Here is a 24,258-nt window from a genome sequence, read left to right as displayed (position 1 = left end):
CACCTTCGCGCGGGGCTCCGGTTCCGGTCATTTTTCTCTATGTTTTCCCACGAAGCGCTGATTGCCGAATTTCCGATCCTGGATCAGATGATCCAAGGCCGCCCGCTTGTTTATCTGGACAATGCCGCCACAACGCAGAAGCCGATGGCGGTCCTGCTCGCGTCCCGGCATTACTACGAGGCCATCAATTCCAACATCCACCGCGGCACCCACCATCTGGCGCGGCTCGCGACGGAGAAATTTGAAAAAGCCCGCCAAACCGTCGCCGACCACCTCAATGCGGCAACGTCCGACGAGGTGATTTTCACCGCCGGCACTACGGACGGCATCAACCTCGTCGCCAACATCCTTTCGCTTTCCGGCCGGATCCAACCCGGCGACGAAATCCTCATTTCCACGCTGGAGCACCACTCGAACATCGTCCCGTGGCAAATGCTCTGCGAGCGCACCGGCGCGATCCTGAAAATCATCCCGTGCGATGAAACCGGCACGCTCGACCAGACAGCCTTCCTTTCCCTGCTCAACGAGCGGACGAAAATCCTCTCGGTGACGTGGATCTCCAACTCGTTCGGCACCGTCAATCCCATCGCGGAAATGACGAAAGCCGCGAAAAGCGTCGGAGCGCTCGTCATGATCGACGCCGCCCAGGCCACCGCCCACATGCGGATCGACGTGCAGGCGCTCGGCATCGATTTCCTCGCCCTATCAGGCCACAAGGTGTACGCCCCGACCGGCATCGGCGTCCTGTGGGGCCGCGCCGATGTTTTGAATTCCCTCCCGCCCTGGCGCGGCGGTGGCGAGATGATCAAGGAGGTGACTTTTGAAAAAACCACCTACAACGAGCTGCCCTTCAAATACGAGGCCGGCACTCCTAACATCGAAGGTGCGATCGCCCTGGCCGCCGCGCTCGACTTCGTGAACGGCATCGGACTGGCTGCCATCCAGAAGCACGAGCGCGAAATCATCCGCTCCGCTGCCGAGGCGCTGTTCGACATTCCCGGCATTCGTTTCTACGGCCCCGATGATCGGGCGGGCGCGCTTTCCTTCAATGTCGAAGGTGTCCACCACTACGACCTCGGCACGCTGCTTGATCAAATGGGTGTGGCTGTCAGAACCGGACACCACTGCTGCCAGCCGCTGATGGCCCGCTTCGGCATCACCGGCACCGTTAGGGCATCGTTCGCCCTTTATAATTCCCAAAGCGATGTCGAAGCCCTCGCCACCGCCACGCGGAAGGCTGTCGGCATGCTTCGTTAGATGCGCCCGGACCGTTATTTGCTTTCAGTCATCTTCTGAAAGTCGAATTCGTAAACGGCGCGGTTCGCCGATCCCACCAGCAGACGTTTGCCATCTTCCGAAAGGGAAAGCGAGGTGGCCCTCCAGCTCAGTGGCTGGGAGTGAATCATCTGCCGCTTCGCAACATCGATGACGGCGAGAGTCGAGCCCTTGTTGTTCAGGATGCCGGGGATGAGGACGATCCACCGGCGGTCAGGACTCAGCATGGCATTCTCGGGACGGAGATACCAATTGTCCGACAGCGAAACGATATCGGTGGTTTCCTTGGGATTTCCGGGCGGATAGGATTGGAACACGCCGCCTCTCGCGCCGGCGTTGACACTGAACACCAGGCTGTCTGTGAAGCCGGACGCGATGATGCTTCGGCCGAGCGTCACCGGCTGCTCCTTGCCTGCCAGATCCAGGCGGAAGCTGTCATACCCGACACAGACAATGACCGAAGAGTCACTGGTTCCCGCCATAAAGGAGCGCGGGTTCATGAAAATATCATCCTTCGGCACGGGCACCACGATGGGAGCGGATGCCTCCAGCGGCCGGTAGCGCACGACGCTCCGCGTGGCGGTGATGATGTTTTCACCCTTCGCATCGATGCGGATGTTCATTAGCTCCGGAGATTTGTTTTCCTGCTTGCGATCCCTGAACACAACCTCGCCCTTCACCCGGGGAATGTTATCGGGCTTGCGCGAAAGTCTTTTGTGAAGCGCTTCCAGATCCCACACGAGGAAGTCGTATCCGTCGGCAGCGTAAATTTTTCCCTGGTCCTCCAGAATGACCGGTGACTGCATCCGGACGGCTTGGTTGGCATCGGTCCTGGCGGAATAGAGCTCGGCCAATTCCACGCCGTCCTTCGACCACAACAACAGCCGCACCTCGTCGCAGGACACGATGTAGTTCCCGCTCATCGAGAATCCGGCCTCGGTGATCGGGCAGCAGTGCGGCGGATGGATTTTGGAATCGAAACTCTCCACCACTTCCCAGGACGTGGCATTGCGCACCTTTCCGCCGCCGTCGTTGAACGAGACGAAAAATTTTCCGTCCTCCGAGAAATCCGATAGATGCGAGCTCTGGAGAAACTCCTTGTGCTCCGCTCCCGCCGATCCGCCGGTGGGAATGAAAATCGCCTTCCAACAACTGGAGATCACCAGCTGGGTTCCGTCCGGTGTGAACCGCGCGGACCAATCGTAGGAATTTCCCTCAGAAGTTCCTTCAAGCTCCAGTTCGTCCAATTTAGTTAGAGCGCCGTCCGCTTCCTGACGGAAGAGCACCACGTTGTTGTCGCTGTAGAACGTCACGAACTCGCCGTGGAGGCCGCCAACCGCCACGCGGGTCTCCTCTTCGCCGCCGAGTGCTTCGACCTCGATTTTTTCAGGTTCGGTGGCTCCGACTTTGATGACGAAACATTCTCCGCCGGTATCATCACCGGGCCGTGCCACATAGAGCCGATCGCCTGAAAATGCCAGAAACGCGCCGCTGGAACCGCCCGAACTTCCCGGAATGACGACGCGCCGCGCCAGTTCGCCGGATTTCGCATCATACCATGACACCTCTGCGGATACCGGCGGAGTCATTTTCCGGATACTGTCAAAATTCAGCGATTCAGGGCGAGTGCCCGGTGGGATCTTCGGCTGGGGATTGGGCGACTTGTGAAGGATCGCGACCTGGCTTCCATCGGGAGTGAAGCAGGTCGCCATGGCATTCAGGGTTTTCTCGAAGGTCCATTTCGACTCACCGGTTGCGAGATCAAAGCACTCGTTGATCTGTCCATGTTTCTCCGACGACCGGCTGCCGAAGATCAGTTTGCCGTCCGAAGAGACGCACCATTGCCGGGAGATGTCGATGACCTCCTTGAGCACCACCTCGCCGGTTTTGTAGTCCGGTTCCATCCGGGCCATACAACCGTTCAACTCCAGATACCAGTTTCTATCGGATACCCGCTGGAGCCGATCCCCGGCTGCCGACAATAATCCGAGTCTGGGATTGCCATGGGTTTTCACGAGAAACTGAGGGGAGTCCGCGTAGGGATCATAGCGCTTCAATGGCCCGAGCGACTCCACCCGGTTTTCCAGCGCCGCCCCGGCCTGCAATCCGGAAGCTACGAGAATCGCAAAAGTCGCACGGAAGGTGGAGGAGAGGTTCATGGTGAGGGAAAAGGCCGGGGAGGGCGTTAAAACCTCCCGGATTGATTCCAATCAATACTCCCGCAAACCGCCAGACAACCGCAAATCCGCTGGAGAAACACCCCAACCCGTGACAAACCGGTGATCTCGTAGTAAGTCCAAACCCAGCGCCTCTTCCGGTGCGGAAATTTTCATGAACATCGTCCTCGGCATCTCCGGCTCCATCGCCGCCTACAAGGCAGCCGACCTCGCGTCGCAATTGGTCAAACAAGGCCACGAAGTCCACGTCGTCATGACCCGCGCCGCCACGGAATTCATCACCCCGCTCACACTCCAGACGCTAACGAGACAACCGGTGCTCGTTTCGCTGGAGGACGAGAAACAATCGTGGAAACCCGGCCACATCGAACTCGCCGACCAAGCGGACTTGTTCATCGTCGCCCCCGCCAGCGCCAACATCATCGGCCAATTCGCCAATGGCCTTTCACCTGACCCGCTGTCCTCGATCTACATGGCTCTCCCACGGACCACCCCCGTCCTCATCGCCCCGGCGATGAACGGGAAAATGTGGCTCCACCCCGCGAACCAGCGGAATGTCGAGCGGCTGAAGGAAGACGGCTGCCGCTTTGTCGGGCCGGCGGAGGGGGATCTGGCGTGTGGATATGAAGGGACTGGGAGATTGGCTGCGGTAGAGGAGATTCTAGGGCAAATTTTGGATTAGGTGGACGCGCGGTATAAATTTGAATCCTGTCAATACCTCCTAGAGTTCCTCAAGCTAATAGAGATTGCAAATAACTGATTGCTGGGATCATGCGTGCCTTGTGTTTGAGCGATAGTGCTTATTTTTTTGAATCTTGATAAGGAATTAAATAATGCTGTGGATTCCAATTAAACTTTTTATAGAAACTGTATATCGGCGAGTTATTCCGCTGTATTCGTTTGATCAGCGAGGTCGCCCCTTTTTGGCGTCTTCGGCTGTGCCGTTTCAGGATAATGGCTTTTTTTTCCTGATTACCGCGACCCATTGCTGCTTTCAAAATGGGAAGCCGCTTCCGCTGTTTGTCTATGGTGAGAACAAGCCGCATGCGCTGACCGAATGTAGGATCGCATGGGAATACTCGCCCGGAAAGTCACCAGATCTTGATATAGCGGTCATTGCCCTGGATGAAAATTGCGCTGAAGATCTTCAGAAAAGGCATTTGTTTTGTAGTCCTGAAGATGTTAGGACGACTATGCCGCGCACACCCGGCATACACTATCTAATTGCTGGATATCCGGCTTCGAGAAATCGCCGGCGCCCTCCAGCTTTAGGCCTGCCGTCTAGAGCGACAGCATTAATAACAGGTGAGATCGGCATCGTTGATTCTGTCAACGGGGTGGACAAAACGCCAAACCATCATTTTTCAATTGAATTTCCATACGAGAAGGTTCCTGCTCCCGGAGGAGGGGATTTTTATGTTCCACCGCCTTATGGGATGAGTGGAGGAGGAGTCTGGAGAGTCGAAATTGATATGAGAGAGAGGCTCGTCGGTCGGCCCTACTTAGTAGGGATTGGAATCGAGTATCATAAAAAGGACAAAACTTTCGTAGCAACCAAAGTGCAAGCTGCTGCTCCGCTGGCTCAAGACCTTCGCAGTTTCAGTAAGCGGAAAGAATAGAGGAAGGATGCTACTATGTCAGGTGACTCACGCGCTGGAAAGTAAATTGTCTGTCTTTGCTCAACTGATCAGCAGCAGTCTCACCGCATCGCCGGACCGCGTTTCCGGAGCACGATGGATACACGGCGGCACCGGGCTGCCGGGCCAATCGGTGGCGATGCGCCAGAGATTTCCCACACCGAAGGAATAGGGTTTTGCGTGGGGCAGGGGAGCGTAATGCAGGTCATAACAGTTTTCCGCCAGGTAGTCGCGGAAGTCTTCGTCATCCCGGCCGCCGTAAAGTCGCTGCAGTTCGGCGCGGGTTTCGGGAATTTCGGTCCTCATGCACGCCTCCTCGTTGGGCAATCCCTCGCTCGGTGCACCGTGATAGGTGCAGAGCCAAGTATCGGCCTCGGCGGTGGCGCTGTCGACGTGGAAGGACATGACATCGGTGGCCACGGGACCCGGAGTTTCTTCGCGGGGGTAGCCGTGGATGCAGTTGATCTCCGGATCGAGGTCCTGCTCTCGCAGCAAGCGTTGGTCTTCCAACATCACCTCGACCGCCAGCCGTCCGGCCTCGCTCAACGGCAGGTTCCGGAGCAATTTCTCATCTAGGGAAACGATCCCTTCGCCGGTTCCCAAGAGTTCTACCACTTCCGCGAAATTTCCGGTGAGCACCCGTGGCCAGCAGAGGGCGTTCACTCCGTTAGCGAAAGGTGTGGTGAGCAGTTCGTGGAAACTACCCACCACTTTGATGCGCGGATGGTCGAAGGGTTTGGCTGAATGTGTCATTCTCGAGCGGGAACAAATCACATCATCCCGCCTCGCGGCGAAACAAAGTTTCCTGGATTGTGTCTGCGCATGGCGCGATTTGAGCAAGACGGCTGGGGAAACAATCCGAATCGCGGATGGACACGGATGGACACAGATAAGAAATTCTTATTCGCCGGATTCGCCGCATCTTCCATCAGTGTTCATCCGCGTTCATCCGTGGTTCTATGATATTATTCGAGGTCACTGGCTTGCTTCGTATTGTTCGTCGCTGACGTGTTCCAGCCAGTCCACGACCTCGCCGTCGAGTGCTTCTTGAACGGCGATGTGTGTCATGGCCGTACTGGGCGAAGCGCCGTGCCAGTGTTTTTCACCGGGTGGAAACCAGACCACGTCACCGGGATGGATTTCCTCAATCGGACCTCCCTCGCGCTGGGCCCGGCCAGAGCCCGCGGTGACGATCAATGTCTGTCCGAGCGGATGGGTGTGCCATGCCGTCCGGGCACCGGGCTCGAAGGTGACGCTGGCACCGGCCACACGTGCCGGTGCGGGCGCTTGAAATAACGGGTCGATTCGGACGGTTCCGCTGAACCAGTCAGCCGGGCCTTTGTTTGAATGCTGTGAGCCTATTCGTGTGATGTTCATATGTTATTTCGGTTAGCTGTTTTTACAGGGTGTAGCCCGGTTGTTTGTAGAGCTGTTCCGGGCGGCGGAGAATGTCCGCCCGGTAAACCTTATCCGCCCAATCCTGTGGGCTGATTTCCTCAAACGCAACGGAGACCGCTTCGTCACCATAGTTCAGAACGTGAGTCACATTCCTAGTGATGGCCGCAGCGAGCCGGTTTTTCTGATCATCGGTTTTTCCCGGCCAGAGTTTCACGATGACGTGAGGCATGGTTTTCTGAAGTTGGAGCTTGTTGTTACTGACATGATCCACCGCTCAGCGGCCGACGAGCTTTTGGTGTTGTTCCGAGTAGCGCGCGCCTTGGACCGTGATTTTCGCGATGGCTTCATTGATGTCGCGCAAGTCGTCCGGCGAGAGTTCGAGGGACACGCTGCCGATGTTTTCGTCGAGGCGGTTCAACTGGGTTGTTCCCGGGATCGGCACGATCCACGGCTTTTGCGCGAGGAGCCAGGCGAGGGCGACCTGGGCGGGCGTCGCGTGCAAGCGGGTGGCGGTGGAAGCGAGCAGGTCGATCACGACTTGGTTCGCCTTCCTGGCTTCGGGTGTGAGACGGGGCACGGAGTTGCGGAAATCGGTGACGTCGAACTGGGTGGTCTCGTTGATCTTTCCAGTTAGAAAGCCCTTACCGAGCGGGCTGAAAGGAACGAAGCCGATGCCCAACTCCTCCAGAGTCGGCAAAATATCGACCTCGGGTTCACGGAACCACAGCGAGTATTCGCTTTGCAGCGCGGTGACCGGCTGGACGGCGTGTGCGCGGCGGATCGTCTGCGCTCCTGCTTCCGATAGACCGAAGTGTTTCACTTTACCCGCTTGAATCAATTCCTTCACCGCGCCCGCCACCTCTTCGATGGGCACATCCGGGTCCACGCGATGCTGATAGAGCAAATCGATCGCGTCCACCTTGAGTCGCTTGAGCGATCCTTCGACAGCCTGTTTGATGTGCTCCGGCCGGCTGTTCAAGGCACTCCATCGATCCGTATCGCCGGGCTTGGGTTCCCAACCGAACTTGGTGGCGATCACCAGCCGACCGTTGAACGGCGCGAGGGCTTCACCCAAAAGTTCCTCGTTCACGAGCGGTCCATAAACTTCCGCGGTGTCGAAGAAGGTGACGCCCCGTTCCACGGCGGCGCGGAGAAGCGAGACCATCTCCTGTTTGTCTTTGGCCGGACCGTAGGACCAGCTCATGCCCATGCAGCCCAGTCCCATGGCTGAGACTTCCAGACCGCTGTTTCCAAGTTTGCGCTTTTTCATTTTTCCAATTCTTGTTTGTGCGCCTGAACGACTCAGGACGGGTGGAAGATGGCACACCTCGCACCACGCTGCTTTAGGGATCGTGCTCAGCCTGTCGCGATCCTGCGGGAAAACGTTGGCCCGATCTACCACGAACAACAATATATCTGGAATAGGGTGGAACCAGGTGGAATGAGATAGGGAGGGAGCGTGCAGGCCTAGGAAATGCAAGGATTGGGGCACGGGAGACGACGACAGGCCGACGTGTGAGGTGTGTTGATAGGAAAAGGGTTCCCCACAGGCTCACAGGAAGGGTCTGAAATAAAAAAAACGCCGCGCTCGGAATGAACGCGGCGGGGTGCCGGCGGACGGTCCGCCAGGTGTCGGCGGAGGTGCTCGGTCAATGGCCGTTCCGGATCTGCTGCTCCATGCGGTCGAGTTCGGCGTTGTCGGATTGGTAGCTGGTGAAATACCGGCTCGCGACCCAGACGACCAAAAGCGTCAGGATGATCACCAGGCCGATGCGCGCGACCGAGGTGGAGCTTTTCCCGCAGTGGGGACAGGTGGTCGCTGATTTCGCGATCTGGCCGCCGCAGGCGGTGCAGGCTTTGAGTTTGGATTTCATTGGTCGGATTCCTTTCGGAGGTATTTCTCGAAAAGTGCGGCGTGGGTCATTTCCAGATCATCGCCCGCCGGCGGCCAGGCATTGAAAGGCTCCATGAGATCCTTGAGGGCGGACATTCGGAAAGGAATTTCCAGTGCGTCGAGCTTGGCCCGCATTGCCTCCATCTCCTGGCGGAAATTTGCCAAGGCCTGGGGTTGCGTATTTATCGCGTAGGGTGCCGCCCGATATTCAACTTGTGCGTCATTTAATACACTTTCCGAGCTGGCAGGATTGGAAACCGGGCCATTTTCGCCCTGGGGATGAAGTGGGGCCGATCCGGTGCCGGCAGCCCGCTCGACGGCCTCTAATTTACGCCACGCTTTCGCGGAAATCGGCTGCTTGCCGCTCCGATATGCGAAAAACATCGACTCCGAAATCCCTATCTTTGCGGGCAAATCGGAGACACGGACCCCCAATTTCTTGGAAAGACCCTCTGTTCTTTCCGAAAACTCCGATTGCGGCTCCGATTTTCCTTGCATCAGACTCCGAAAACTACGATTTGTCTTGCGTGACCAGTCACGGACCAGAAAAAGACACGACAGAGCCTATTTCGTCAACGCGGATCACAGTTCAAGCGGCCGCGAAGAAATTAGGAGTCACGCGCGAGCATTTGTCACGTGTCCTCCATGGGCACCGCCAAAGCCGCCGCCTCACGGCTCGCTACCGTGAACTCGTCAACCTTGAGGAGGTGACGAAATGAGCGACCTGATCACGAAGCTCGAAGCCGAACGCGACCACCAGCTGGAATGGGCGGCTTGGCACAAGGCGCGCCACAACACCGAGTCCGCCGCGACGCACCGTGGCACCGCTGCCGGCCTGACACGCGCCATCAACATCGTGAAAGCGGAAACCCCCGCACCGCCCGCCTTCTCCGAAGGCCCAGCCTGAATTTACCCCACATGAAATCCCCAATCCCCACCGGCTCAATCGTCAGCAATACGATCGAAGCTCAAATGATCAAAGAGGCCTCTGCGCACGTTCGCGATGCCGAGGCCGCACTCCGGAAAGGGTGCATGCATGCGCTCCATGCCGGCATGCGACTGATCTGGTTGCATGCAAACACGTCTGCCGGCCAAGGCGGAGACCGAAAGTCGATCAACGTCCCACATGGCACGTTGATTGGATTCGAGGCGGCCCTTGTCGAAATCGGGCTATCTAAAACCACGGCGTACCGCTGGATGAATGCCACTCTGGTGGCTTCAAAAAAGCTGTTTGGCTACGAGACCGAGACCTTCCCGACGCCCGACCAGCATAGCGAATGGAAGCAGCTTCAGGACGGGCTAGGGGAAATCGCCAAGGGCACCAGCCTTCGTCGGCTGGTAATCGGTTCTGGCACGTTGGGTGGCGAGGATCACCGGCAAGATGAAATTATCGGCCGCGCGGAGAGCGGCGAGGAACTCGCAGAGCAAATTCTCGAACGCGTCGCCGCGGGCCAACTTACTTGGGTCCAGGCGATCCGCGCTCTAGCCGGTGCCGCATCGACCAAGGACAAGGATCGGAAAGATCCGGTCTATCTCGATTTCGATGAGTTGACCCGTCGCCCGATCGGCTTGCTTCCCAAGGCTTTCACCACTCTTAAAAACGGGCTGTCCGGCTGGGATGGTTATGACCAGGACGCGAAGGACCTGCTTCTAGCAGACTGGAAGGAAATCCAACGCGGGATGCCTGCCGAGTTCCTGCCTGTCTCCAAAAAATAACGATCATGAGAAAAACAGCCATTGATTTCCATGCCTCTCGCCGCCGCATGAGACGCGATTTCAGCCAAGTCGGACTTTCTGAGTCCCTGGCTCTTGAAGGCCTATCCGTAGATCGCGCCAGAGATCTGCTCAAGGCGCTGGAATCTTCCAAATCTCCGGAGTGCCCGCATGCCCGCAGGCTCTATCGCAAGCTTCTCTCCCAAGTCGTCGCCGCCTGTTTGGTGGAACTAACCAACTGAATCCATCTATGAAACGCGCCGCTTTCGATCTCCGCTCTAGCATCTCTCGTGGCCGCCCGCGTGCTGTCGTTCTCACCAACGACCAACGCGTCGCCCTGGCGAAGATCTATCTGTCCACCAACCGGACCGAGTGCGAGGGCAGCATGGAAATGGCGTGGGTGCTTTTCACCGAGAAGGAAATCGGCGCGGAGCATGCTTGGACGGTGGTGAATCGGCGGGTCGCCACCCGCTTGTGCGTGGACGCGCTGGAAACGATGCGCCGCGCCCGGCCGCTCGTCGGCGCGAAACGCGGCGGATCCAAGCGTCTCCGGTCCGAGGGGCCGTACGTCGCCGGCAGCATGCGGATCCACTGGAGCGAGAACCGCCGGCTCTATGCGGGCGAGCAATTTTCCGTCGATGACCTCACGCGGAATGTTCCGACGTGGATTCACTGGCCATGGGGCGGCTGCAAATGCTCCGACAAGTTCGCCGTGAAGCTCGGCCGCTGGCAGACACTCGCCGTGCATGACGATGCCAGCGGCACGCTCGTCGCCGTGAAGTCGGTTTTCCGTTTCGAGCAGTCCTACCGGGCCACGGATGCCGCGAGCCTCGTTTTCCAAACCGAGCGCGAGGTTGGCATGGCCGGTTTCGGCGACATGTCGAGCCGGTGGGTGGTCGAGGGCGGCGTCTGGCAGTCCGAGCAGATGCTCGCCACCCTCGCCGGCCGCTATGTTTCCGCGAAAGGCCGGCCAAATCAGAAGCTCATCGAGCGCTGGTTCGGGGCCATGCAGACCCGGGATTCCGTGCATCTCGGCGATGTCGGCCGCCGCCGTGGCGAGAAGTTGGAGGAAAACGCGCTTTACCTCGCCTGCCGCGCCGGCACCAAGGATCCGCGCGACCATTTCCTGTGCATGGAGACCGGCCAGGACGCGCTGATGGAAACCTTCGAGTGGATGAACACCCGCGAGGTCCGTTCCCGGATCTATGGAAATTGGGTTCCGCAGGAGCGCTGGGAAGCGGACATCGCCAACCGGCCGCTGTCCTATCGAAATCCCGCCGACTCGTGGGTGATGAGCCCGGAGCGCCGCCGTCTCACCGTCTCGCGCGGAGGATCCGTCGCCTGCCAAGCCGTCGGTCCGTTGGGTGTTTCAATGCCTCTCCATTTCTCCGCGCCTTGGCTGTGGGAGCATCTCGGCCGCCAGGTGGATCTTTACTTCGATCCCCTCGGCGAATGGCCGATCGACGCTACCGTCGCCTGTCCGAAAACGCGCAAGATGCTCGGCACCGTCCGTTGCCAGGCGACGTTCGGCCAGAGTCGGGACGCGGACGTGGAAATGGCCACGGCCATCCGCAAGACCATGATGAGCGAGCTGCGGTGCATCGTCGGCACCAAGAAACGCATCGTCGAAGGCCGTGGCGTCGGCGGATCCATGCGGATCGAAATCAATTCTCAGCGGAGCGGCATTGATCAAGCCGCGGGCAGTGGTGAACGCGGGGTTGCTCCCGCGCCGGACCACGAACCACGGACATCCAACAGTGGCGCTGAAATTTTCTCGGCCGCGGGACGGCTGGCGGTCGATCGGGCATCCGGGGGGGTGCCTGTCCCGCCAGCGTCCGGCGGCCGGACCTCCGCCGAGGGTCTGCGCAGCCTCAGCCGCAAGGCCGCCGCCGCCCGCAACCAAGTGCCTAACTGGTAAAATTCTCAGCCCGATACACACACGAACGAACATGACAGCTACCCTTGAAAAAAACCCGCTCACCATGGCACCCGCCGTCGTCGAGCTCCACGAGATTCAGAAATCCCTCGGCCTCGCCGACAATGATTTCGCGAAGTCCGTGAAGCTCGACTACTCCGGCTCGTCCTGGGGAAAAATCAAATCCGGCACCTTCTCCGGCTCGCCGACGAAGGCGCTGTCCGCCGTGAAGCGCGCCCTGGCGAACTATCGCACCGGCGGCGAGGTCGTCGTCCAGGACGGCAAGGTCATCTTCGACCACATCCAGGCCGCCCGCGATGCGGTGACCATCGCCGCGGCCGCGAAGGATGAGCACAAGCTCGTCGTCGTGTCCGGCTGTTGGGGCTCCGGGAAGTCCACCCTCGCCGAGATCATTCACGCCGAGTTCGGCGGTCACTATTTCCACGCCAAGCCGAGCTGGGAGAAATCCTATTTCCGCAGCCTGGTGGACATCGCCGCCGCCATCGGTCTGGCGCAGGAGTTCCGCTCCGAGGGCGAGGCGGAGAGTGTTCTCCTGGCCACGCTCAAGGCCAGCCCGTGCCTGCTGATTCTCGACGAGGCGAACCACTTTTCCCGCAAGCTCATCGACTTCTGGAAAGCCGTTCTCAACGAAACCGCCTGCGCGCTGAACTGCTACACGCTGCCAGGTCACCTCGCCCGCATGGCCGCGATCCACAGCGAGCAGACGCGGCAGTTCCTGCGCCGCGCCGTCGCCATCATTCACATTGGCCAGGTCTCCAGTGCCGATGTCATGGCCATCCATTCCGGTCTCTATCCGGAGCTCCACCTCGGCCAGGCCGCGCCCGCCATCGCCTCCTGTGCGAACCGCCACTACCGCATGGATACCGTGATCCGCATCTTCGACGAGGCGAACCCCGAAGATGCCGACGACCTCCCGCGCGCCGTCGAGCGCGTCGAGAAGGACATCAAAACCATCATGCAAGCCTAACACCGCCATGCCTGTCGATCCCGCCACTACCAATCTCAGCCCGCGCGAGCAGCTCATTGCCGAGTGCGATGAAATCCTCCGCCTTTCCCGCGCCGCACAGGCCGATGCCGCACCGGACAAGAAGTCCGCATGGGCGGACCGGCTCGACCACGCGCTCGACATCCGTTCCCGGCTCATGGCCGGCCGCCCGAAAACTCCGACTCCTCCATCCAATCCCACCACCACACACACCGCATGAGTGCCAAACTGAAATCAATCACCATTCCCGACGCGGAGACCTATCGGACTCTCGTCGATGACCTCGCGCGCCTCACCGACGCCAGCAGCCAGCTCGCCGCGCTGGAAATCTCCACCCAGATGGAGTGGACCGAAATCATGGACCGCCACCGCGACGAGTATGCCATCCTGCAGACCGAGATCTCCGAGACCGAGGCCGCCATCAAGGCCGTCACCAACGCGCATCCGGAGTGGTTCACGGAGGTTAAGACGCTCAAGACGCCTTACGGCTCCATCGGCTACCGCTCCGCGACCAAGTTGGACGTGCCGAACGAGGAGTTCACCATTGCTCTCATCGAGCTCAAGGGCGAGAGCCACGCCGTCTATCTGCGGCCGCGCAAGTTCCTGAACCTGGAAGCGCTGGAAACCCTGACCGACGGCGAGCTCGCCGAGTTCAAGATCACCCGGGTGACCTCGGACAAATGCACCGTGACGCCCGCCAAGGTCGATCTCGGCAAGGCCGTGAAAAAGGCCGTCGAGTCCGCCGATGCCGTGCATGCCACCGCCTGAAATTCCCACCTCTAACACCACACGAACATGCCTCATCCAGACCACTACGCCGCCCCGCCGCTGCCCGCGCCGGACATCCAGCGGTTCCGCGACCAGGGCGGGAAAGTCTCGGCCTTCGCTGAGTTTCCCGTCGCGGTGACCGCCCCGGAAAAGCCATTCGCCGGCTGCTATATCGAGCAGCTCGAAGCACTCATCGCCGGCGCGGTGCCGGTGCTCGAATATCACCGCTCCATGGAGATGTCCGCCTTCGCCCGTGGCGATGGTGCGGCTGAGAAACTCCACCGTGAGTTCGGCACCGCCATCACCGCCATTCAACGCCGGTTGCAAATCAATGCCGGCGTCGCCCGCCAGCTCGCCGGCCTGCCGGTGGTGAAACCCTTCATCAACGCCGGATCATGAAAGCGCTCCTCCTGCTCGCCGCCGCCACCAGTGATCCGGGTGCCTGGATCCTGTTCGCCGCGCTCGTCGGCCTCGCCGTCGGCGTGTTCGCCACCGCCATCTATCTCGCCCGTTCCGCCAAGACCGCGCGGCATGAGTGGTTTTGGGAAGGCTACGCCTCCTGCAACCGCGACCACAGCAAGAAAACCCCGAAGCTCTAACCGCCATGGATCTTGCCACCTTTCGCGCGGCAACCGCCGCTCTGCCCGACGACTTCAAGATCTACGTCTCCATGCCGGAGGGGGGAGTCTGTCAGGTCGTCGCGCCCATAGAGCCACTCGCCGACGGGGTGATGGTGTTCGCTGCTGAGATCGTGCGGAGCTGCCGGGTGTGCGGCTGCACGGATGAGGACTGCACCGACTGCATCGAAAGGACCGGCCAGCCCTGTCATTGGGTCGGTGATGACCTTTGCAGTGCCTGTGAAAATACGCCCGCCGCCTCTTCCCTGAAAACTGAAAACTGAACTCTAGCAACTCTCCCACCATGCGCACCTACATCCTCACCAAGCCTCGCCTCAAGCCGATCGCCACCGCGCGTCACGCGGAGGACGCGAAGTGCCCGGATGGCGGCTGGAAGCCGCTGACGAAGGGCGAGAAAGCCGCGCTCTCCATCCTCGCCCGCAAGGCCGCGGTGGTGCAGGGAGTGTCCCTCAAGAAGCTCGATCTCGACGCCTGGCGCCAGCAGATCTCCGTGAAAGCCTGCGGCCGCCGGATCTCCGAGGCCGTGCATGACGATTGGGCGGACATCAAGAGCGCCTTCGAGGACCTCGCCGGCCAGCCGGAAAAGGCGTTCTCCACGCAACTCCGCAGCGGCGACAACAAACGCCGCGTGGCGATGCACAAGCTCACCGAGGCCCTAACGAAAAAGAATCTCAATCCCTCCTACGCCGCCTCCATCTGCCGCGCGCAGTTCAAGGTGAACCTGGAAGAAGCCAGCGCCAAGCAGCTCTGGTGCCTGTTCTACACCATCAACGGGAGGAAAGCCAAATGACCATCGCACAGCAAATCATCAGCCTCGTCCGCGTCCGCGAGTCCCTCAACACTCGCATGCGCCAACCTCGCTGCCGTGGCCGCGACACCGTCACCGCGGAGCTCGCTTCCGTGAAGTTCAAGATCGCCGATCTCCTCACCAAGACCGGCGATGCCGAGGCCTGCCGTAAAATCGTCCCGTTCAAACCATGAACACCACCGACCCGCGCGACATGACCTGGGAAGAAATCCGCAGCGGCCTGCAGGGCGCGCGCGAGGAGATCTGGAACTGGTTGTTCAAGAGCGGGCCGTCCACCACCACCGCCATCGCCGACGGTACCGGCATCGGCCTGCTAACCGTCCGCCCGCGCGTTTCCGAGCTCGCCGTCCTCGGCTTCGTGAAATGCACCGGCCGCATGAAGCGCGAGGGAATCTATCAAGCCGTGCCGGTGACCGAAGTCGCGGCGAATCACCACCGCACCGCCGCACCGCGGCAAACTTTTCTCCAACTCTGACCGCCATGGAAACCCCAACTCTTACCCCCTGTCCCTCCTGCGGTGCCGATGCGCGCCTTTGCCCGGATCGCTCCAAGCCGGGACAGTTTTTCGTCGGTTGCTCCAATGAAATCAACTGTCCCGTCTGGCCGGTCACCCGCTCCAAAACCACCGAACAAGAAGCCCGCGCCGCCTGGGAAGCGGGGGAAACGATCTAACGACCATGACCGAAGAGCAGAAAATCGCCCGCGCCATTCTCGGCACCTCCCGCAAGGTGCTGACCCGCCGTGAAATCGAGATCTGCGAAGACATCATCGAAGATGAAGGGTTTCTCCTTGAACCCTACGGCTGGACGGGGTCGGACAATGAGACCTTCGCCAGCCTCCAGATTCAATTCTCCCGCGAGATCGGCCAATGGCTCGACCGCACCTTCCGTCGCAAGTCCAAGCCGCGGCAGTTTCAACTCCACGTCGTCCGCTAACCGCCATGAACCGCTCCCGCACAACCGATTTCTCAGACGACGAAAAAATCGTCGGCCATGAGGTTGAAGTCCACTTTGCCTTCAACAGCCGCAAGCCATCCGTGGTCAAGCACTGGCTCGGCAGCGAGACTGCCTGCCGCCGCAAGGCGAGGATGATGCTGAATTTCCGTGAGATAGGAGAAATCAAACCGGTCAAGGCAGGCGCTTGGAAAAGGACCTACGGCTACGGGCGCATCTGAAAATCTCCTAACAACAAAACGAACATGGCTAAAAAATATCAACTCGAATATGATTTCACGTCGCTCGCGATTGTGGAAATCGACAGCGACATTGCACCGATCAAGGACATGGTCGATTTCTGGTCCGGCGCTGAGGACCGGCTCGCCGCCAGTGATGGTGACTACAACCTCGCGTGGCTGAAACAACTGGGCAGCTTCATTCTCCTCAATCGCCGCCTACCAAGCGATGATGAGGGTTGGTGTCCTTTGACCGCCGAGCACGGCATCACGATCACGGGTTTCGAGATCTGGACTCCGGACGAAGACGAGATTGAGATTGAAAAACTCTGAACACTAGCAGTTTTTTCCCATGCTCTTCACCACCCCCATCCCGTTCGCCGAGGCGCTTGCCAAGTTCGCCGCGCGCAACATCGTGCCGTCCGCGGCCGATAGCGCGCAGTGGGGCCGCGTGCCGGTGGCGCTGCGGGAGCGGGCGTTCTTTTCCTCACGGGTCGAGTCCGCGCGGGTGTTGCAGGGGATGCGGGATTATCTCACGGATTTTCTGTCGCAGAACCGGATGGAGAATGGCGGCCTGGTCGCTCAAGGCCGCGCCGAGTTCGTGGCGGACATGCGCGAGCTGGCGATCCGCGAGGGTCTCGGCAAGGTGGATCCGGTGACTGGCCGGATCAATCCGGAGATCGGCGAGAACGACCTCACGGACATCCGTTCCATCCGCCGGCTGCAACTTATTTTCGACACGCAGACGGAAAGCGCGCAGGAGCATGGCTATTGGCTGCAAGGCCAGGACCCGGCGATCCTCGCGGTGTTTCCGGTGCAGCGGATGATTCGCGTGCGGCCGGTGATGGCACCGCGCGCCTATCATGAGGCCGCGCTCGGCATTCTCCGCCGCAAGGACGATCTAACCTATTGGATCTCGCTGAACCATGACTTCGGCGTGCCGTGGGGCCCATGGGGCTACGGCTCCGGCGTCGGTGTGGAGGACGGGGATCTGGATGAAGCGATCGCCGCCGGCGTCATGAAGGAAGGCGACGTGGTGAAACCGATCGCCAAGGATTTTAACGACGGTCTATCCGCCGGCATCCGGGATTTCGACAGCGACATCGCCGCGGCGCTGCGGCGGGTCACCGGCGGCACCCTCGCCGGGGGTCGGCTGACACCGCCGCCGGCCGTCATTCCGGCGGCACCGGCACCGGCCGCGCTGCCTGTCGCCACGCCGGGCGGTCTCACTGCTTTGCTCGCGAGGATTGGCCTGGATGATCCGGCGCGCGTCGCCACCGCGGCGGATGCGCAACAGCTCGTCGACGGGCTCAAGCAGGCGAGCCCGGCCAAAGGCACCGCGAAGATTCTCAAGGTCACCGGCGCGCAGCGCAAGGGAACCGTCACCCGCAAGTTCATCAATCAGACGATGAACGACCTGGTCGAGTTCCTGCCGCCCGCGCTGGTCAAGCAGCTTCCGCAAATCACCATCCAGGTCGTGCGGACCTCCGGCACGGCCGCCGGTTCCTATAACAAGGGCACGCAGGTCCTCAAGCTGGCGCACCTCGGCTTGCAGGATCCGGCCGTCGCCCGGCAGACCATTTTCCACGAGCTGATGCACTGGACGCACGACCACGGTCCGCAGGAGTTCCGCGACGAGATCGCCGCTTATTACGCCGCGCGCACCGCCGGCGAGACCAGCGTGCGGCTGCGGCCGTGGAACGACTCCCGCATCATGGGCATGCGCGACCACTGGCTCGACGCGGACGGCAGCGAATACGCCGCCCGCATCTATCCGTGGGAATCCACTCCGGAAGGGCTGGAAGTCGTCACCCGCCATCTTGAAAAACTCGCCGCCGCCGCGGAGCTTGCGAAGAACTGGAATCACGCCGCTCCGGACGGCTCGTTCCTGTGGCGCGAGGCATTCCTCACCTGTGCGAAAATCCTCTATCCCTGGCCATGAACGACAACGAACCACCACCCGTCGAAATCGCGGATCCCCACTTCGGCACCGACGAGCAGATGCTCGCCTGGTGTGAAAAAGAAGGCATCACCCCGACCAAGGATTCCCGCGGCGCGTGGGATTGGCAGGCCGCGTGGGATGGCTACATGTCCCGCCCTAACAAGGAGGAACAACCATGAGCGAGCCCACCATCGACGCCCCATGGTACACGCCGACGATCGTGCTGCGCCTCGCCGGAAACGAAACCCTGCTCAAGCCGGGCAAGCCGGTGCAGCGTGGCACCGCCGCACAGGTCTCCAAGTGGACCGGCATTTCCACCAAGACCCTGCGCCGCATGGCGGAGGCCGGGATCATCCGCGAATCCAAGCCCACGCCCTGGCTGATTTTCTACTACCCCGGCGAGGTCGAGGAGCTCATCGCCAAGACCGAGGCGGATCCCGCCTTCTGGAATGAAGTGCGCCGCGCCGCCTACATCGAAGGCCGCCGCCTGCGCGCGAAAAAGCCGGACGCTCCCGCCGGCGAACTGCCTGGAATCACCACCCCCGCCGATATCTGACACCGCACCACTGCTGCCGCCGCCGCTTTGTCCGTTAGGCCACGGTGCGATGATGCTGGTGACCTCCAACGAATCCACCGCCCATTTCCACTGCCGCAACTGCTCCTGCGAAATCTTCGACCGCCCGCTCCGGGCCAAGCCTGAAACCGAACCTAACACCGACGAACTGCCATGAGAGCCCCCGGTAGAATCTGGACGGAATCCGAGCTTAGCGCCGTGCATGCCCGCTACCTCGCGGGCGAGCATGCCAGCTCGCTGGCGAAGATCCGCGGGAGGACATCGGCCGAGCTGCTGTTCATGTTCACCTGGCGCGGATGGGCATTGCGCGAGCGCGCCGAGCGCAAGATGCCGCCGCGGATCGCACCGGAGATCGTGGCGGCAATGCACGCGGACTATGAAACCGGGATGACCTTCGCCCAAGTGGAGCGGAAGCACGGGCGGCCGGCCAAATCGATCCGCACCATTTTCCTGCATCGCGGCCTGCCGATCCGCGACAGCAGCAAGCGCTATAGCAAGTTCCGGTTGGCGGATGGCAGCTTCGCCCCGCTCATCCCGAAGACCCCGGAGGAAATCGAAGCGCTGGTGCAAGCCGCCACCAAGATCACGATCCCGGACGCCCTCAACATCGAGTGGCGGAAGTGGGACATGGCGCGCCGCGCCGACTTCATCGCCCGGCTGCGCGTGAAGCTCGCCAGCCCGCTCGACCGCCCGGACAAGCCATTTTCCACCAATGTCGTCCCGTTCGACTACGGCAGCGCGGAGGCGTGGAAACTCGTCCGCGCCAAGAATGACGGCAAGACCTCGCGCTACGCCGCGGCGAAGATGGACATCCGCTCCCAGGGCGTGATCTATCAGGGGGAGCTGTGGTTCTGGAATTTCCGGGGCCGTGGTTATTTCCGGGGCCAGCCATGGACGCCGGAGAATGGCCGCCCGTCGCTGCACCGCTGGATCTGGCAGCAGACGCGCGGCGCCATCCCCGCGGCCTTCGTCGTCTCCATGGCGGATGGTAATCCTAACAATTTCGATCCCGCCAACCTGATCCTGCGTACCCGCGAGGAAATGCTCCGGACCAACCAGGCCACCTCGATCAACCGCAAATCCCGCGAGAGCGTGAACCTTCTCCTGAACCGCACACAGAAACCGAATGAAAACGACCTTCTCCGCCGGCTTGCTTGCCGTTGAAAACTTCGACCCCGAGGGCATCCGCGCCCTCGTCGCCCGCGCGAAAAAGAACGGCCTCGTCCACGGCGCCGTGACCCGCCGGAATCCCGCCGCCATCGCCAAAAACGGCGAGGAGGCGATCACCGCGCCCGCCAGCAACGGCGTGAGCAGCCAGTGGATGGAGGTCGATCCCGGCACGGCGGCGCACTGGCTGCAAAACAATTTCGTGAACCGTCCGATCGTCCAGGAAGTCATCGACGCGTATGCCCGCGACATGGTGCGCGGCGTGTGGGTGCAGACGCACCAGGGCGTGGCCTTCAATGATCTGGACCACCTCATCGACGGCCAGCACCGGCTGTACGCCATCATCAAGACCGGCATCACGGTCCGGATGATGGTCACCTTCGGCCTGCCGTCGAAAATCGCAGGCTCGGAAATGACCACCATGGACGCGGTGGACCGCGGCCGCACGCGCTCCGTGGCCGACCAACTCAAGATCCAGCACGGATTCAAAAACGGCGCGTTCATCGCCATGCTCTGCGCCTCGCTGGGATCCATTTGTAACAACGTGCGCACGCGCCGGCTGACGGTTGGCCAGACCCTGGAGATCTATCGGGAGTTCGAGCACGGCATCCACTGGATTTTCCAATGCCAGCCGAAGGAGCACGGCTTGAAGGCCAAGGGCGTGCTCGCCGCCCTCGCCTTCGCGGTGACGGCGGACGTGAAGTTGAAAGCCGTGTGCGGGCCCATCCTCGACGGCATCGACCTGGATGCCGGCAGCCCGCTGGCCTTGCTGCGGGATTTCCTGGTCTCCGACGATGCCAAGCTGCTCAACCGCAGCGCGGACCGCGCGCTGGCCGAGCTCACGCTCCTCGCGCTGCAACTGCAACTCGCCGGCGAGCGTCCGGAGAAATTGGAACTCTCGCCGAACGGCCTGCATTGCTTCCGCGCCCTGCAACCCGACCGCGTCGAGCGGGTCGCGCAAATCTTCAAGCTGTCCTAACCGCCATGAAGCCCTCCGTCGCCGCCATCCTGTTCCGCATCCGCCGCGCGGCGATGGTGGATCTGCGGGTATCCAACGCGCTGCGGGCGCGTGGCGGCCGGTTGTCGCGCTGGCATCTGCAGCTCGCCGTGGATGCGCAAAACACCGTCGCCGAGATCCGCCGGCGCTTTCCCGAACCTGATCCCTCATGACACTTGACCGCACCATCCTCGACAGCCTCCTGCAGGACTATCAGAAAGCATGGATCTCCGGCATGTTTCCCGATGAGATTCCGGAAATCAAGCGGCCCGGAGATCCCGGCTGGGCGGAGCACCGGTTCGAGCTGCTGCGTGGCACGGCGGAACGGCTGTCATTCAAAGGTTGGAAGTTTTTCAAGAAAGAGGGACCGCGCGGCATCTGCTACATCGGCCTCGGTCCCCGTGGAAACCGCATCCAATCCGAGCAGGATCCCGACGAGCGCGCCGCTTTGATGAAAGCACTCGATCACGCCGGCTCTCTTCACTGAACACTGAAAACCCGTAACTAACAAACCGCCATCCAACACGCCATGACCGACGAACTCATCACCGAAACCGCACCGGACTGGACCGTGATCACCCTCCACGTGAAGCAAAGCAAAATGGAGATCTCGCAGAAAAAGCCGAAGGTGGTGAAACACCACGAGCTGCTTTACCAGGGCAAGTGCCATCTGAAAAAGCCGGGCCAGGGCGGTCTGGAAACGCTGCGCGACATGGCGCGGTTCATGAACAAGCGCCAGATGAAACCCCGCGCCAAGATCGAGTGCGTGGCGGATGAAGTGGCCGGCACCCTGTCGAAGCGGAAAAATCTCGGGGGGGGGGAGCCCTTGCTCTGAGCCCGGAGATTCAACCCTAACGGAATAAAGTCATGGCAATCACCATCGGAGTAATCGGCATCTGCGCCGGCAAGATCATGCAGCCGAAGCCTGCCAAGGGGTTTCCGCCCGGCCGCCTGCGTTGGAAGCAGCGCGCCGGCTGCTTCGTCCTCGCCCGCGTGCGCACCGATGCGGGCATCCGCGAGTTCAGCGTCCAGGAGAAAGACGGATTCTGGATGCCGCTCCACGAGCGCGGCCGCAACGATTCAGCCGCAAACCCTTCCTAACATCATGGCCAGGCTCACCGACAACGACCCGATGCCGTTCGGGAAACACAAGGGCAAGCGGATGGAGGACGTGCCCGCGAATTACCTGCTGTGGCTGCACAGCGAAGGGTGCAGCAATCCGGATGTGGCGGCCTACATTGAGGAATCCATGGCCGCGCTCACCCTCGAATCCCCCGACACCCTCGTTAGAAAACCAAAATGAAAAAGATCCCGCTCGATATCTCCGTTCTGTCCATCCCGGTTTCCACCCAACTCAAGGACCTGCATATCGTGCTGGCTCTCGATTCGCTGATCAAGTTCGACAAGCTGGTCAGTGCGATGGTGACCACGTTCCTCCACGGCCTGATGCCGGCCAAGACATTCCACCGCGGCGTGAAGCGCTTGAAAAAGGAAATCCGCCACGAGGTCGCGAAGCAAACGAGCTGACGCCATGGATTCTGAATTATTTACAGAGAACGTCGAGCCCATCCGCGCCGGGGTGGACTCTGAAACAAACTAACGGCTTATCGGCGTCGGATGCGGCGTCTTGTTCATTTCCGAAGCTCGAACTCACCAAAAAACGATGAACCTAGAACTCGAATCACCAACCAAGCCCGCCATCAGATGGCGGAAAATCTACGTCGCCAGCTCGTGGCGGAATCCCCATCAGGCCGCGGTGGTCGCCGCGCTCCAAGCAGCGGGTCACATGGTCTATGATTTCAAGAATCCTCGCCCTGGAAATGTCGGTTTCTCGTGGTCGGAGATCGACCCGAATTGGTTGCAATGGACCGCCGCCGAATACGTTGCAGCGCTGGACCATCCCATCGCCAAGGGCGGATTCGCGTCCGACATGAACGCCATGAAGTGGGCGGACACATTCCTGCTCGTGCTGCCGTGCGGACGCTCCGCACACTTGGAACTCGGGTGGGCATGTGGGCAAGGCAAGCAAACGCTGGTGCTCACCCGAGACGGCGAGGAACCGGAGCTTATGGCGAAGATGTGCGACCACATTTGCACGTCGCTGCAAGAGGCGATGGATATATTGGCCGGATAAATCTTTTAGGAAATGAACAAGTTATTAGTCCACCCATGAGAAGTTTTCGCCAGCAACGCCGCGAACGGTACCGCCTCAAAATGAGCGCGATGGGTAAAGCCTCCCAACGGGTCCAAGCGGAAAGGCGGATGGCCGACATCACGCCGGAATTTCTGATGGATCTGGCGGCAAATCCTCCTTTGCAAGAGGGAGACCCCTTCAGACGCTGACGGTTTTCAATCATCGGACCGGAGCGGTCACCCGGTGGGTGCTCGAACGCGGGCCGCGATCCAACAACTATCGGCTGCGGACGCCGGACGGCCGGAAATCCAAGCCTCACGGCCTGGCGTGGATTTTGGAAAAGATCCGCCCGGTTTTATTGGGCAGGAAATTCCGCCGCCAGGTCGCGAAACAAACTTCCTGACGCCATGGATCCCGACCAACTCGCCCAACCTCCGACCGATGCCGAGCGGCGTGCGAACTGGAAAGCAATTCACCAGATGCACCCCGGCAACCGCTTCCGGCTGATGTTCGGCCTGCCGCTGCTGCCGGAAAAGACGCCAGAGTCCGGAGACAAGAATCCAGAGGAGATGAAGCAGGCGGAATAAATTCCGCGCTCCCGGTTTTTAGAAAAGGGTCGCCCCTACGCGCCCCCCGCGCCTGCGGCGGGTTACGTCCCGCGCCGCGCATGCCAGTTTCGGGCCGCCATGAATCCCGTCACCTCCTATCTCCGTCATCTCATCGTCGCCGGCATCCTGCTTTTCCTGGCGAAATACAAGCTGCCGCTGGACGGCGCGGACGCCTTTGCCGACGGCGTCGCGTTGTTCGCCATCGGTTCCGTCACCTGGCTGATCGTGAAATATGCGCCGCTTTCGATCCAGAAGCTGCTCGGCCTGGCGGTCATCGGCTTGTGCGCCGGCACGCTGGTTTCGTGCCAGGGGCTCTCGCTCGGCCTGACCAGCAAGTATGGCACGGTGAACGCCGCGCCGGACGGCAGCGTCACCTTCGCCCCGCGGCCGATCTTCATCAGGGCGGACAAGTGAAAGCCCTGTGGCTGCTCGGCCT

42 protein-coding genes are annotated in these 24,258 nt (G+C 60.8%); 35 read left to right on the top strand and 7 right to left on the bottom strand.

The features are described from left to right. The first annotated feature begins 39 nt into the window (after positions 1 to 39). Positions 40 to 1,257: a cysteine desulfurase gene (locus ABIQ96_RS03425; RefSeq protein ID WP_348213146.1), complete on the top strand. Its 1,218-nt coding sequence runs from the start codon at positions 40 to 42 to the stop codon at positions 1,255 to 1,257. A gap of 14 nt (positions 1,258 to 1,271) precedes the next feature. Here ABIQ96_RS03425 and ABIQ96_RS03420 read toward each other — a convergent pair whose 3' ends face one another. Continuing rightward, positions 1,272 to 3,434 (bottom strand): WD40 repeat domain-containing protein, encoded by a 2,163-nt coding sequence (locus tag ABIQ96_RS03420; protein WP_348213145.1) that lies wholly within the window; start codon positions 3,432 to 3,434, stop codon positions 1,272 to 1,274. A gap of 172 nt (positions 3,435 to 3,606) precedes the next feature. Between ABIQ96_RS03420 and ABIQ96_RS03415 the strand changes: the two genes are divergently transcribed. Further along, a complete protein-coding gene (locus ABIQ96_RS03415) occupies positions 3,607 to 4,134 on the top strand; it encodes a phosphopantothenoylcysteine decarboxylase (RefSeq protein ID WP_348213144.1) in 528 nt (175 codons plus the stop codon). A gap of 151 nt (positions 4,135 to 4,285) precedes the next feature. Next, positions 4,286 to 5,071 (top strand): hypothetical protein, encoded by a 786-nt coding sequence (locus ABIQ96_RS03410; RefSeq protein ID WP_348213143.1) that lies wholly within the window; start codon positions 4,286 to 4,288, stop codon positions 5,069 to 5,071. A 60-nt stretch (positions 5,072 to 5,131) separates the two neighbouring features. On the opposite strand, the gene ABIQ96_RS03405 is transcribed toward ABIQ96_RS03410, so the two are convergent. From ABIQ96_RS03405 to ABIQ96_RS03380, 6 genes are all read right to left on the bottom strand, one after another. After that, complete coding sequence (locus ABIQ96_RS03405) at positions 5,132 to 5,842, bottom strand: hypothetical protein (protein ID WP_348213142.1); 711 nt, start codon at positions 5,840 to 5,842, stop codon at positions 5,132 to 5,134. 222 nt (positions 5,843 to 6,064) lie between these two features. Next, entirely contained in the window at positions 6,065 to 6,466 is a 402-nt protein-coding gene (locus ABIQ96_RS03400) for a cupin domain-containing protein (protein WP_348213141.1), read from the bottom strand. Between the two features lie 22 nt (positions 6,467 to 6,488). Then, positions 6,489 to 6,716: a tautomerase family protein gene (locus ABIQ96_RS03395; RefSeq protein WP_348213140.1), complete on the bottom strand. Its 228-nt coding sequence runs from the start codon at positions 6,714 to 6,716 to the stop codon at positions 6,489 to 6,491. 45 nt (positions 6,717 to 6,761) lie between these two features. Continuing rightward, positions 6,762 to 7,757, bottom strand: coding sequence for an aldo/keto reductase (locus ABIQ96_RS03390; protein ID WP_348213139.1), 996 nt, complete (start codon positions 7,755 to 7,757; stop codon positions 6,762 to 6,764). A gap of 379 nt (positions 7,758 to 8,136) precedes the next feature. Beyond that, entirely contained in the window at positions 8,137 to 8,361 is a 225-nt protein-coding gene (locus ABIQ96_RS03385; protein ID WP_348213138.1) for a hypothetical protein, read from the bottom strand. After that, entirely contained in the window at positions 8,358 to 8,765 is a 408-nt protein-coding gene (locus ABIQ96_RS03380; RefSeq protein WP_348213137.1) for a hypothetical protein, read from the bottom strand. Before ABIQ96_RS03380 ends, ABIQ96_RS03385 begins: the two co-directional genes overlap by 4 nt. A 331-nt stretch (positions 8,766 to 9,096) precedes the next feature. Here ABIQ96_RS03380 and ABIQ96_RS03375 point away from each other — a divergent pair, with 331 nt between their 5' ends. The 32 genes from ABIQ96_RS03375 (at position 9,097) to ABIQ96_RS03220 (ending at position 24,236) form a co-directional block, all read left to right on the top strand. Beyond that, the gene (locus tag ABIQ96_RS03375) at positions 9,097 to 9,288 is read left to right on the top strand and encodes a hypothetical protein (protein WP_348213136.1); all 192 of its coding nucleotides are present in this window, start codon (positions 9,097 to 9,099) and stop codon (positions 9,286 to 9,288) included. 11 nt (positions 9,289 to 9,299) lie between these two features. Then, positions 9,300 to 10,097, top strand: coding sequence for a hypothetical protein (locus tag ABIQ96_RS03370; protein ID WP_348213135.1), 798 nt, complete (start codon positions 9,300 to 9,302; stop codon positions 10,095 to 10,097). Between the two features lie 47 nt (positions 10,098 to 10,144). Then, positions 10,145 to 10,336: a hypothetical protein gene (locus tag ABIQ96_RS03365; protein ID WP_348213134.1), complete on the top strand. Its 192-nt coding sequence runs from the start codon at positions 10,145 to 10,147 to the stop codon at positions 10,334 to 10,336. Between the two features lie 8 nt (positions 10,337 to 10,344). Then, the gene (locus ABIQ96_RS03360) at positions 10,345 to 12,012 is read left to right on the top strand and encodes a hypothetical protein (RefSeq protein ID WP_348213133.1); all 1,668 of its coding nucleotides are present in this window, start codon (positions 10,345 to 10,347) and stop codon (positions 12,010 to 12,012) included. A 31-nt stretch (positions 12,013 to 12,043) separates the two neighbouring features. Beyond that, positions 12,044 to 12,997, top strand: coding sequence for an AAA family ATPase (locus ABIQ96_RS03355; RefSeq protein ID WP_348213132.1), 954 nt, complete (start codon positions 12,044 to 12,046; stop codon positions 12,995 to 12,997). A 7-nt stretch (positions 12,998 to 13,004) separates the two neighbouring features. After that, the gene (locus ABIQ96_RS03350; protein WP_348213131.1) at positions 13,005 to 13,235 is read left to right on the top strand and encodes a hypothetical protein; all 231 of its coding nucleotides are present in this window, start codon (positions 13,005 to 13,007) and stop codon (positions 13,233 to 13,235) included. Continuing rightward, a complete protein-coding gene (locus ABIQ96_RS03345; protein ID WP_348213130.1) occupies positions 13,232 to 13,783 on the top strand; it encodes a host-nuclease inhibitor Gam family protein in 552 nt (183 codons plus the stop codon). The genes ABIQ96_RS03350 and ABIQ96_RS03345 overlap by 4 nt, the downstream gene beginning before the upstream one ends. 27 nt (positions 13,784 to 13,810) lie before the next feature. After that, positions 13,811 to 14,182, top strand: coding sequence for a hypothetical protein (locus tag ABIQ96_RS03340; protein WP_348213129.1), 372 nt, complete (start codon positions 13,811 to 13,813; stop codon positions 14,180 to 14,182). Then, positions 14,179 to 14,382: a hypothetical protein gene (locus ABIQ96_RS03335; RefSeq protein WP_348213128.1), complete on the top strand. Its 204-nt coding sequence runs from the start codon at positions 14,179 to 14,181 to the stop codon at positions 14,380 to 14,382. The genes ABIQ96_RS03340 and ABIQ96_RS03335 overlap by 4 nt, the downstream gene beginning before the upstream one ends. Positions 14,383 to 14,387: 5 nt before the next feature. Further along, positions 14,388 to 14,684 (top strand): hypothetical protein, encoded by a 297-nt coding sequence (locus tag ABIQ96_RS03330; protein ID WP_348213127.1) that lies wholly within the window; start codon positions 14,388 to 14,390, stop codon positions 14,682 to 14,684. Between the two features lie 20 nt (positions 14,685 to 14,704). Next, entirely contained in the window at positions 14,705 to 15,211 is a 507-nt protein-coding gene (locus ABIQ96_RS03325; RefSeq protein ID WP_348213126.1) for a hypothetical protein, read from the top strand. Then, positions 15,208 to 15,402 (top strand): hypothetical protein, encoded by a 195-nt coding sequence (locus ABIQ96_RS03320; RefSeq protein WP_348213125.1) that lies wholly within the window; start codon positions 15,208 to 15,210, stop codon positions 15,400 to 15,402. The genes ABIQ96_RS03325 and ABIQ96_RS03320 overlap by 4 nt, the downstream gene beginning before the upstream one ends. After that, positions 15,399 to 15,704 carry a hypothetical protein gene (locus ABIQ96_RS03315; protein ID WP_348213124.1) on the top strand — a complete coding sequence of 102 codons (306 nt, stop codon included), beginning with the start codon at positions 15,399 to 15,401 and terminating at the stop codon, positions 15,702 to 15,704. Before ABIQ96_RS03320 ends, ABIQ96_RS03315 begins: the two co-directional genes overlap by 4 nt. Positions 15,705 to 15,709: 5 nt before the next feature. After that, positions 15,710 to 15,901, top strand: a complete 192-nt coding sequence (locus ABIQ96_RS03310; RefSeq protein ID WP_348213123.1) for a hypothetical protein — start codon at positions 15,710 to 15,712, stop codon at positions 15,899 to 15,901. A 5-nt stretch (positions 15,902 to 15,906) separates the two neighbouring features. Beyond that, a complete protein-coding gene (locus ABIQ96_RS03305) occupies positions 15,907 to 16,164 on the top strand; it encodes a hypothetical protein (RefSeq protein ID WP_348213122.1) in 258 nt (85 codons plus the stop codon). Positions 16,165 to 16,169: 5 nt separating this feature from the next. Then, positions 16,170 to 16,403, top strand: coding sequence for a hypothetical protein (locus ABIQ96_RS03300; protein WP_348213121.1), 234 nt, complete (start codon positions 16,170 to 16,172; stop codon positions 16,401 to 16,403). 24 nt (positions 16,404 to 16,427) lie between these two features. Then, positions 16,428 to 16,733, top strand: coding sequence for a hypothetical protein (locus tag ABIQ96_RS03295; protein ID WP_348213120.1), 306 nt, complete (start codon positions 16,428 to 16,430; stop codon positions 16,731 to 16,733). A gap of 19 nt (positions 16,734 to 16,752) precedes the next feature. Next, positions 16,753 to 18,342, top strand: coding sequence for a hypothetical protein (locus ABIQ96_RS03290; RefSeq protein ID WP_348213119.1), 1,590 nt, complete (start codon positions 16,753 to 16,755; stop codon positions 18,340 to 18,342). Further along, on the top strand, positions 18,339 to 18,521 hold the full coding sequence (locus ABIQ96_RS03285) for a hypothetical protein (RefSeq protein WP_348213118.1): 183 nt from the start codon (positions 18,339 to 18,341) through the stop codon (positions 18,519 to 18,521). The genes ABIQ96_RS03290 and ABIQ96_RS03285 overlap by 4 nt, the downstream gene beginning before the upstream one ends. After that, positions 18,518 to 18,898: a hypothetical protein gene (locus ABIQ96_RS03280; RefSeq protein ID WP_348213117.1), complete on the top strand. Its 381-nt coding sequence runs from the start codon at positions 18,518 to 18,520 to the stop codon at positions 18,896 to 18,898. Before ABIQ96_RS03285 ends, ABIQ96_RS03280 begins: the two co-directional genes overlap by 4 nt. Before the next feature lie 49 nt (positions 18,899 to 18,947). Next, positions 18,948 to 19,073 (top strand): hypothetical protein, encoded by a 126-nt coding sequence (locus tag ABIQ96_RS03275; RefSeq protein WP_348213116.1) that lies wholly within the window; start codon positions 18,948 to 18,950, stop codon positions 19,071 to 19,073. Continuing rightward, entirely contained in the window at positions 19,070 to 20,080 is a 1,011-nt protein-coding gene (locus ABIQ96_RS03270) for an HNH endonuclease signature motif containing protein (RefSeq protein WP_348213115.1), read from the top strand. Before ABIQ96_RS03275 ends, ABIQ96_RS03270 begins: the two co-directional genes overlap by 4 nt. After that, positions 20,043 to 21,062 carry a hypothetical protein gene (locus ABIQ96_RS03265; RefSeq protein WP_348213114.1) on the top strand — a complete coding sequence of 340 codons (1,020 nt, stop codon included), beginning with the start codon at positions 20,043 to 20,045 and terminating at the stop codon, positions 21,060 to 21,062. Before ABIQ96_RS03270 ends, ABIQ96_RS03265 begins: the two co-directional genes overlap by 38 nt. 5 nt (positions 21,063 to 21,067) lie before the next feature. After that, a complete protein-coding gene (locus ABIQ96_RS03260) occupies positions 21,068 to 21,253 on the top strand; it encodes a hypothetical protein (protein ID WP_348213113.1) in 186 nt (61 codons plus the stop codon). Further along, positions 21,250 to 21,567, top strand: coding sequence for a hypothetical protein (locus ABIQ96_RS03255; RefSeq protein WP_348213112.1), 318 nt, complete (start codon positions 21,250 to 21,252; stop codon positions 21,565 to 21,567). The genes ABIQ96_RS03260 and ABIQ96_RS03255 overlap by 4 nt, the downstream gene beginning before the upstream one ends. Positions 21,568 to 21,609: 42 nt before the next feature. Next, positions 21,610 to 21,915, top strand: coding sequence for a hypothetical protein (locus tag ABIQ96_RS03250; protein ID WP_348213111.1), 306 nt, complete (start codon positions 21,610 to 21,612; stop codon positions 21,913 to 21,915). 32 nt (positions 21,916 to 21,947) lie between these two features. Next, a complete protein-coding gene (locus tag ABIQ96_RS03245; RefSeq protein ID WP_348213110.1) occupies positions 21,948 to 22,181 on the top strand; it encodes a hypothetical protein in 234 nt (77 codons plus the stop codon). A gap of 4 nt (positions 22,182 to 22,185) precedes the next feature. Then, positions 22,186 to 22,383 carry a DUF3820 family protein gene (locus tag ABIQ96_RS03240; RefSeq protein ID WP_348213109.1) on the top strand — a complete coding sequence of 66 codons (198 nt, stop codon included), beginning with the start codon at positions 22,186 to 22,188 and terminating at the stop codon, positions 22,381 to 22,383. Beyond that, the gene (locus ABIQ96_RS03235; RefSeq protein WP_348213108.1) at positions 22,380 to 22,607 is read left to right on the top strand and encodes a hypothetical protein; all 228 of its coding nucleotides are present in this window, start codon (positions 22,380 to 22,382) and stop codon (positions 22,605 to 22,607) included. The genes ABIQ96_RS03240 and ABIQ96_RS03235 overlap by 4 nt, the downstream gene beginning before the upstream one ends. A gap of 136 nt (positions 22,608 to 22,743) precedes the next feature. Beyond that, the gene (locus ABIQ96_RS03230) at positions 22,744 to 23,214 is read left to right on the top strand and encodes a hypothetical protein (RefSeq protein ID WP_348213107.1); all 471 of its coding nucleotides are present in this window, start codon (positions 22,744 to 22,746) and stop codon (positions 23,212 to 23,214) included. Positions 23,215 to 23,621: 407 nt separating this feature from the next. Continuing rightward, on the top strand, positions 23,622 to 23,801 hold the full coding sequence (locus ABIQ96_RS03225) for a hypothetical protein (protein WP_348213106.1): 180 nt from the start codon (positions 23,622 to 23,624) through the stop codon (positions 23,799 to 23,801). 99 nt (positions 23,802 to 23,900) lie between these two features. Then, positions 23,901 to 24,236: a hypothetical protein gene (locus tag ABIQ96_RS03220; protein ID WP_348213105.1), complete on the top strand. Its 336-nt coding sequence runs from the start codon at positions 23,901 to 23,903 to the stop codon at positions 24,234 to 24,236. Positions 24,237 to 24,258: the final 22 nt, after the last annotated feature.

This window comes from Luteolibacter sp., assembly GCF_039920825.1.
Taxonomy (GTDB): Bacteria; Verrucomicrobiota; Verrucomicrobiia; order Verrucomicrobiales; family Akkermansiaceae; genus Luteolibacter.
The sequence above is the reverse complement of the archived record's forward strand: the minus strand, read 5'-3'. Positions and strand labels throughout refer to the sequence as shown.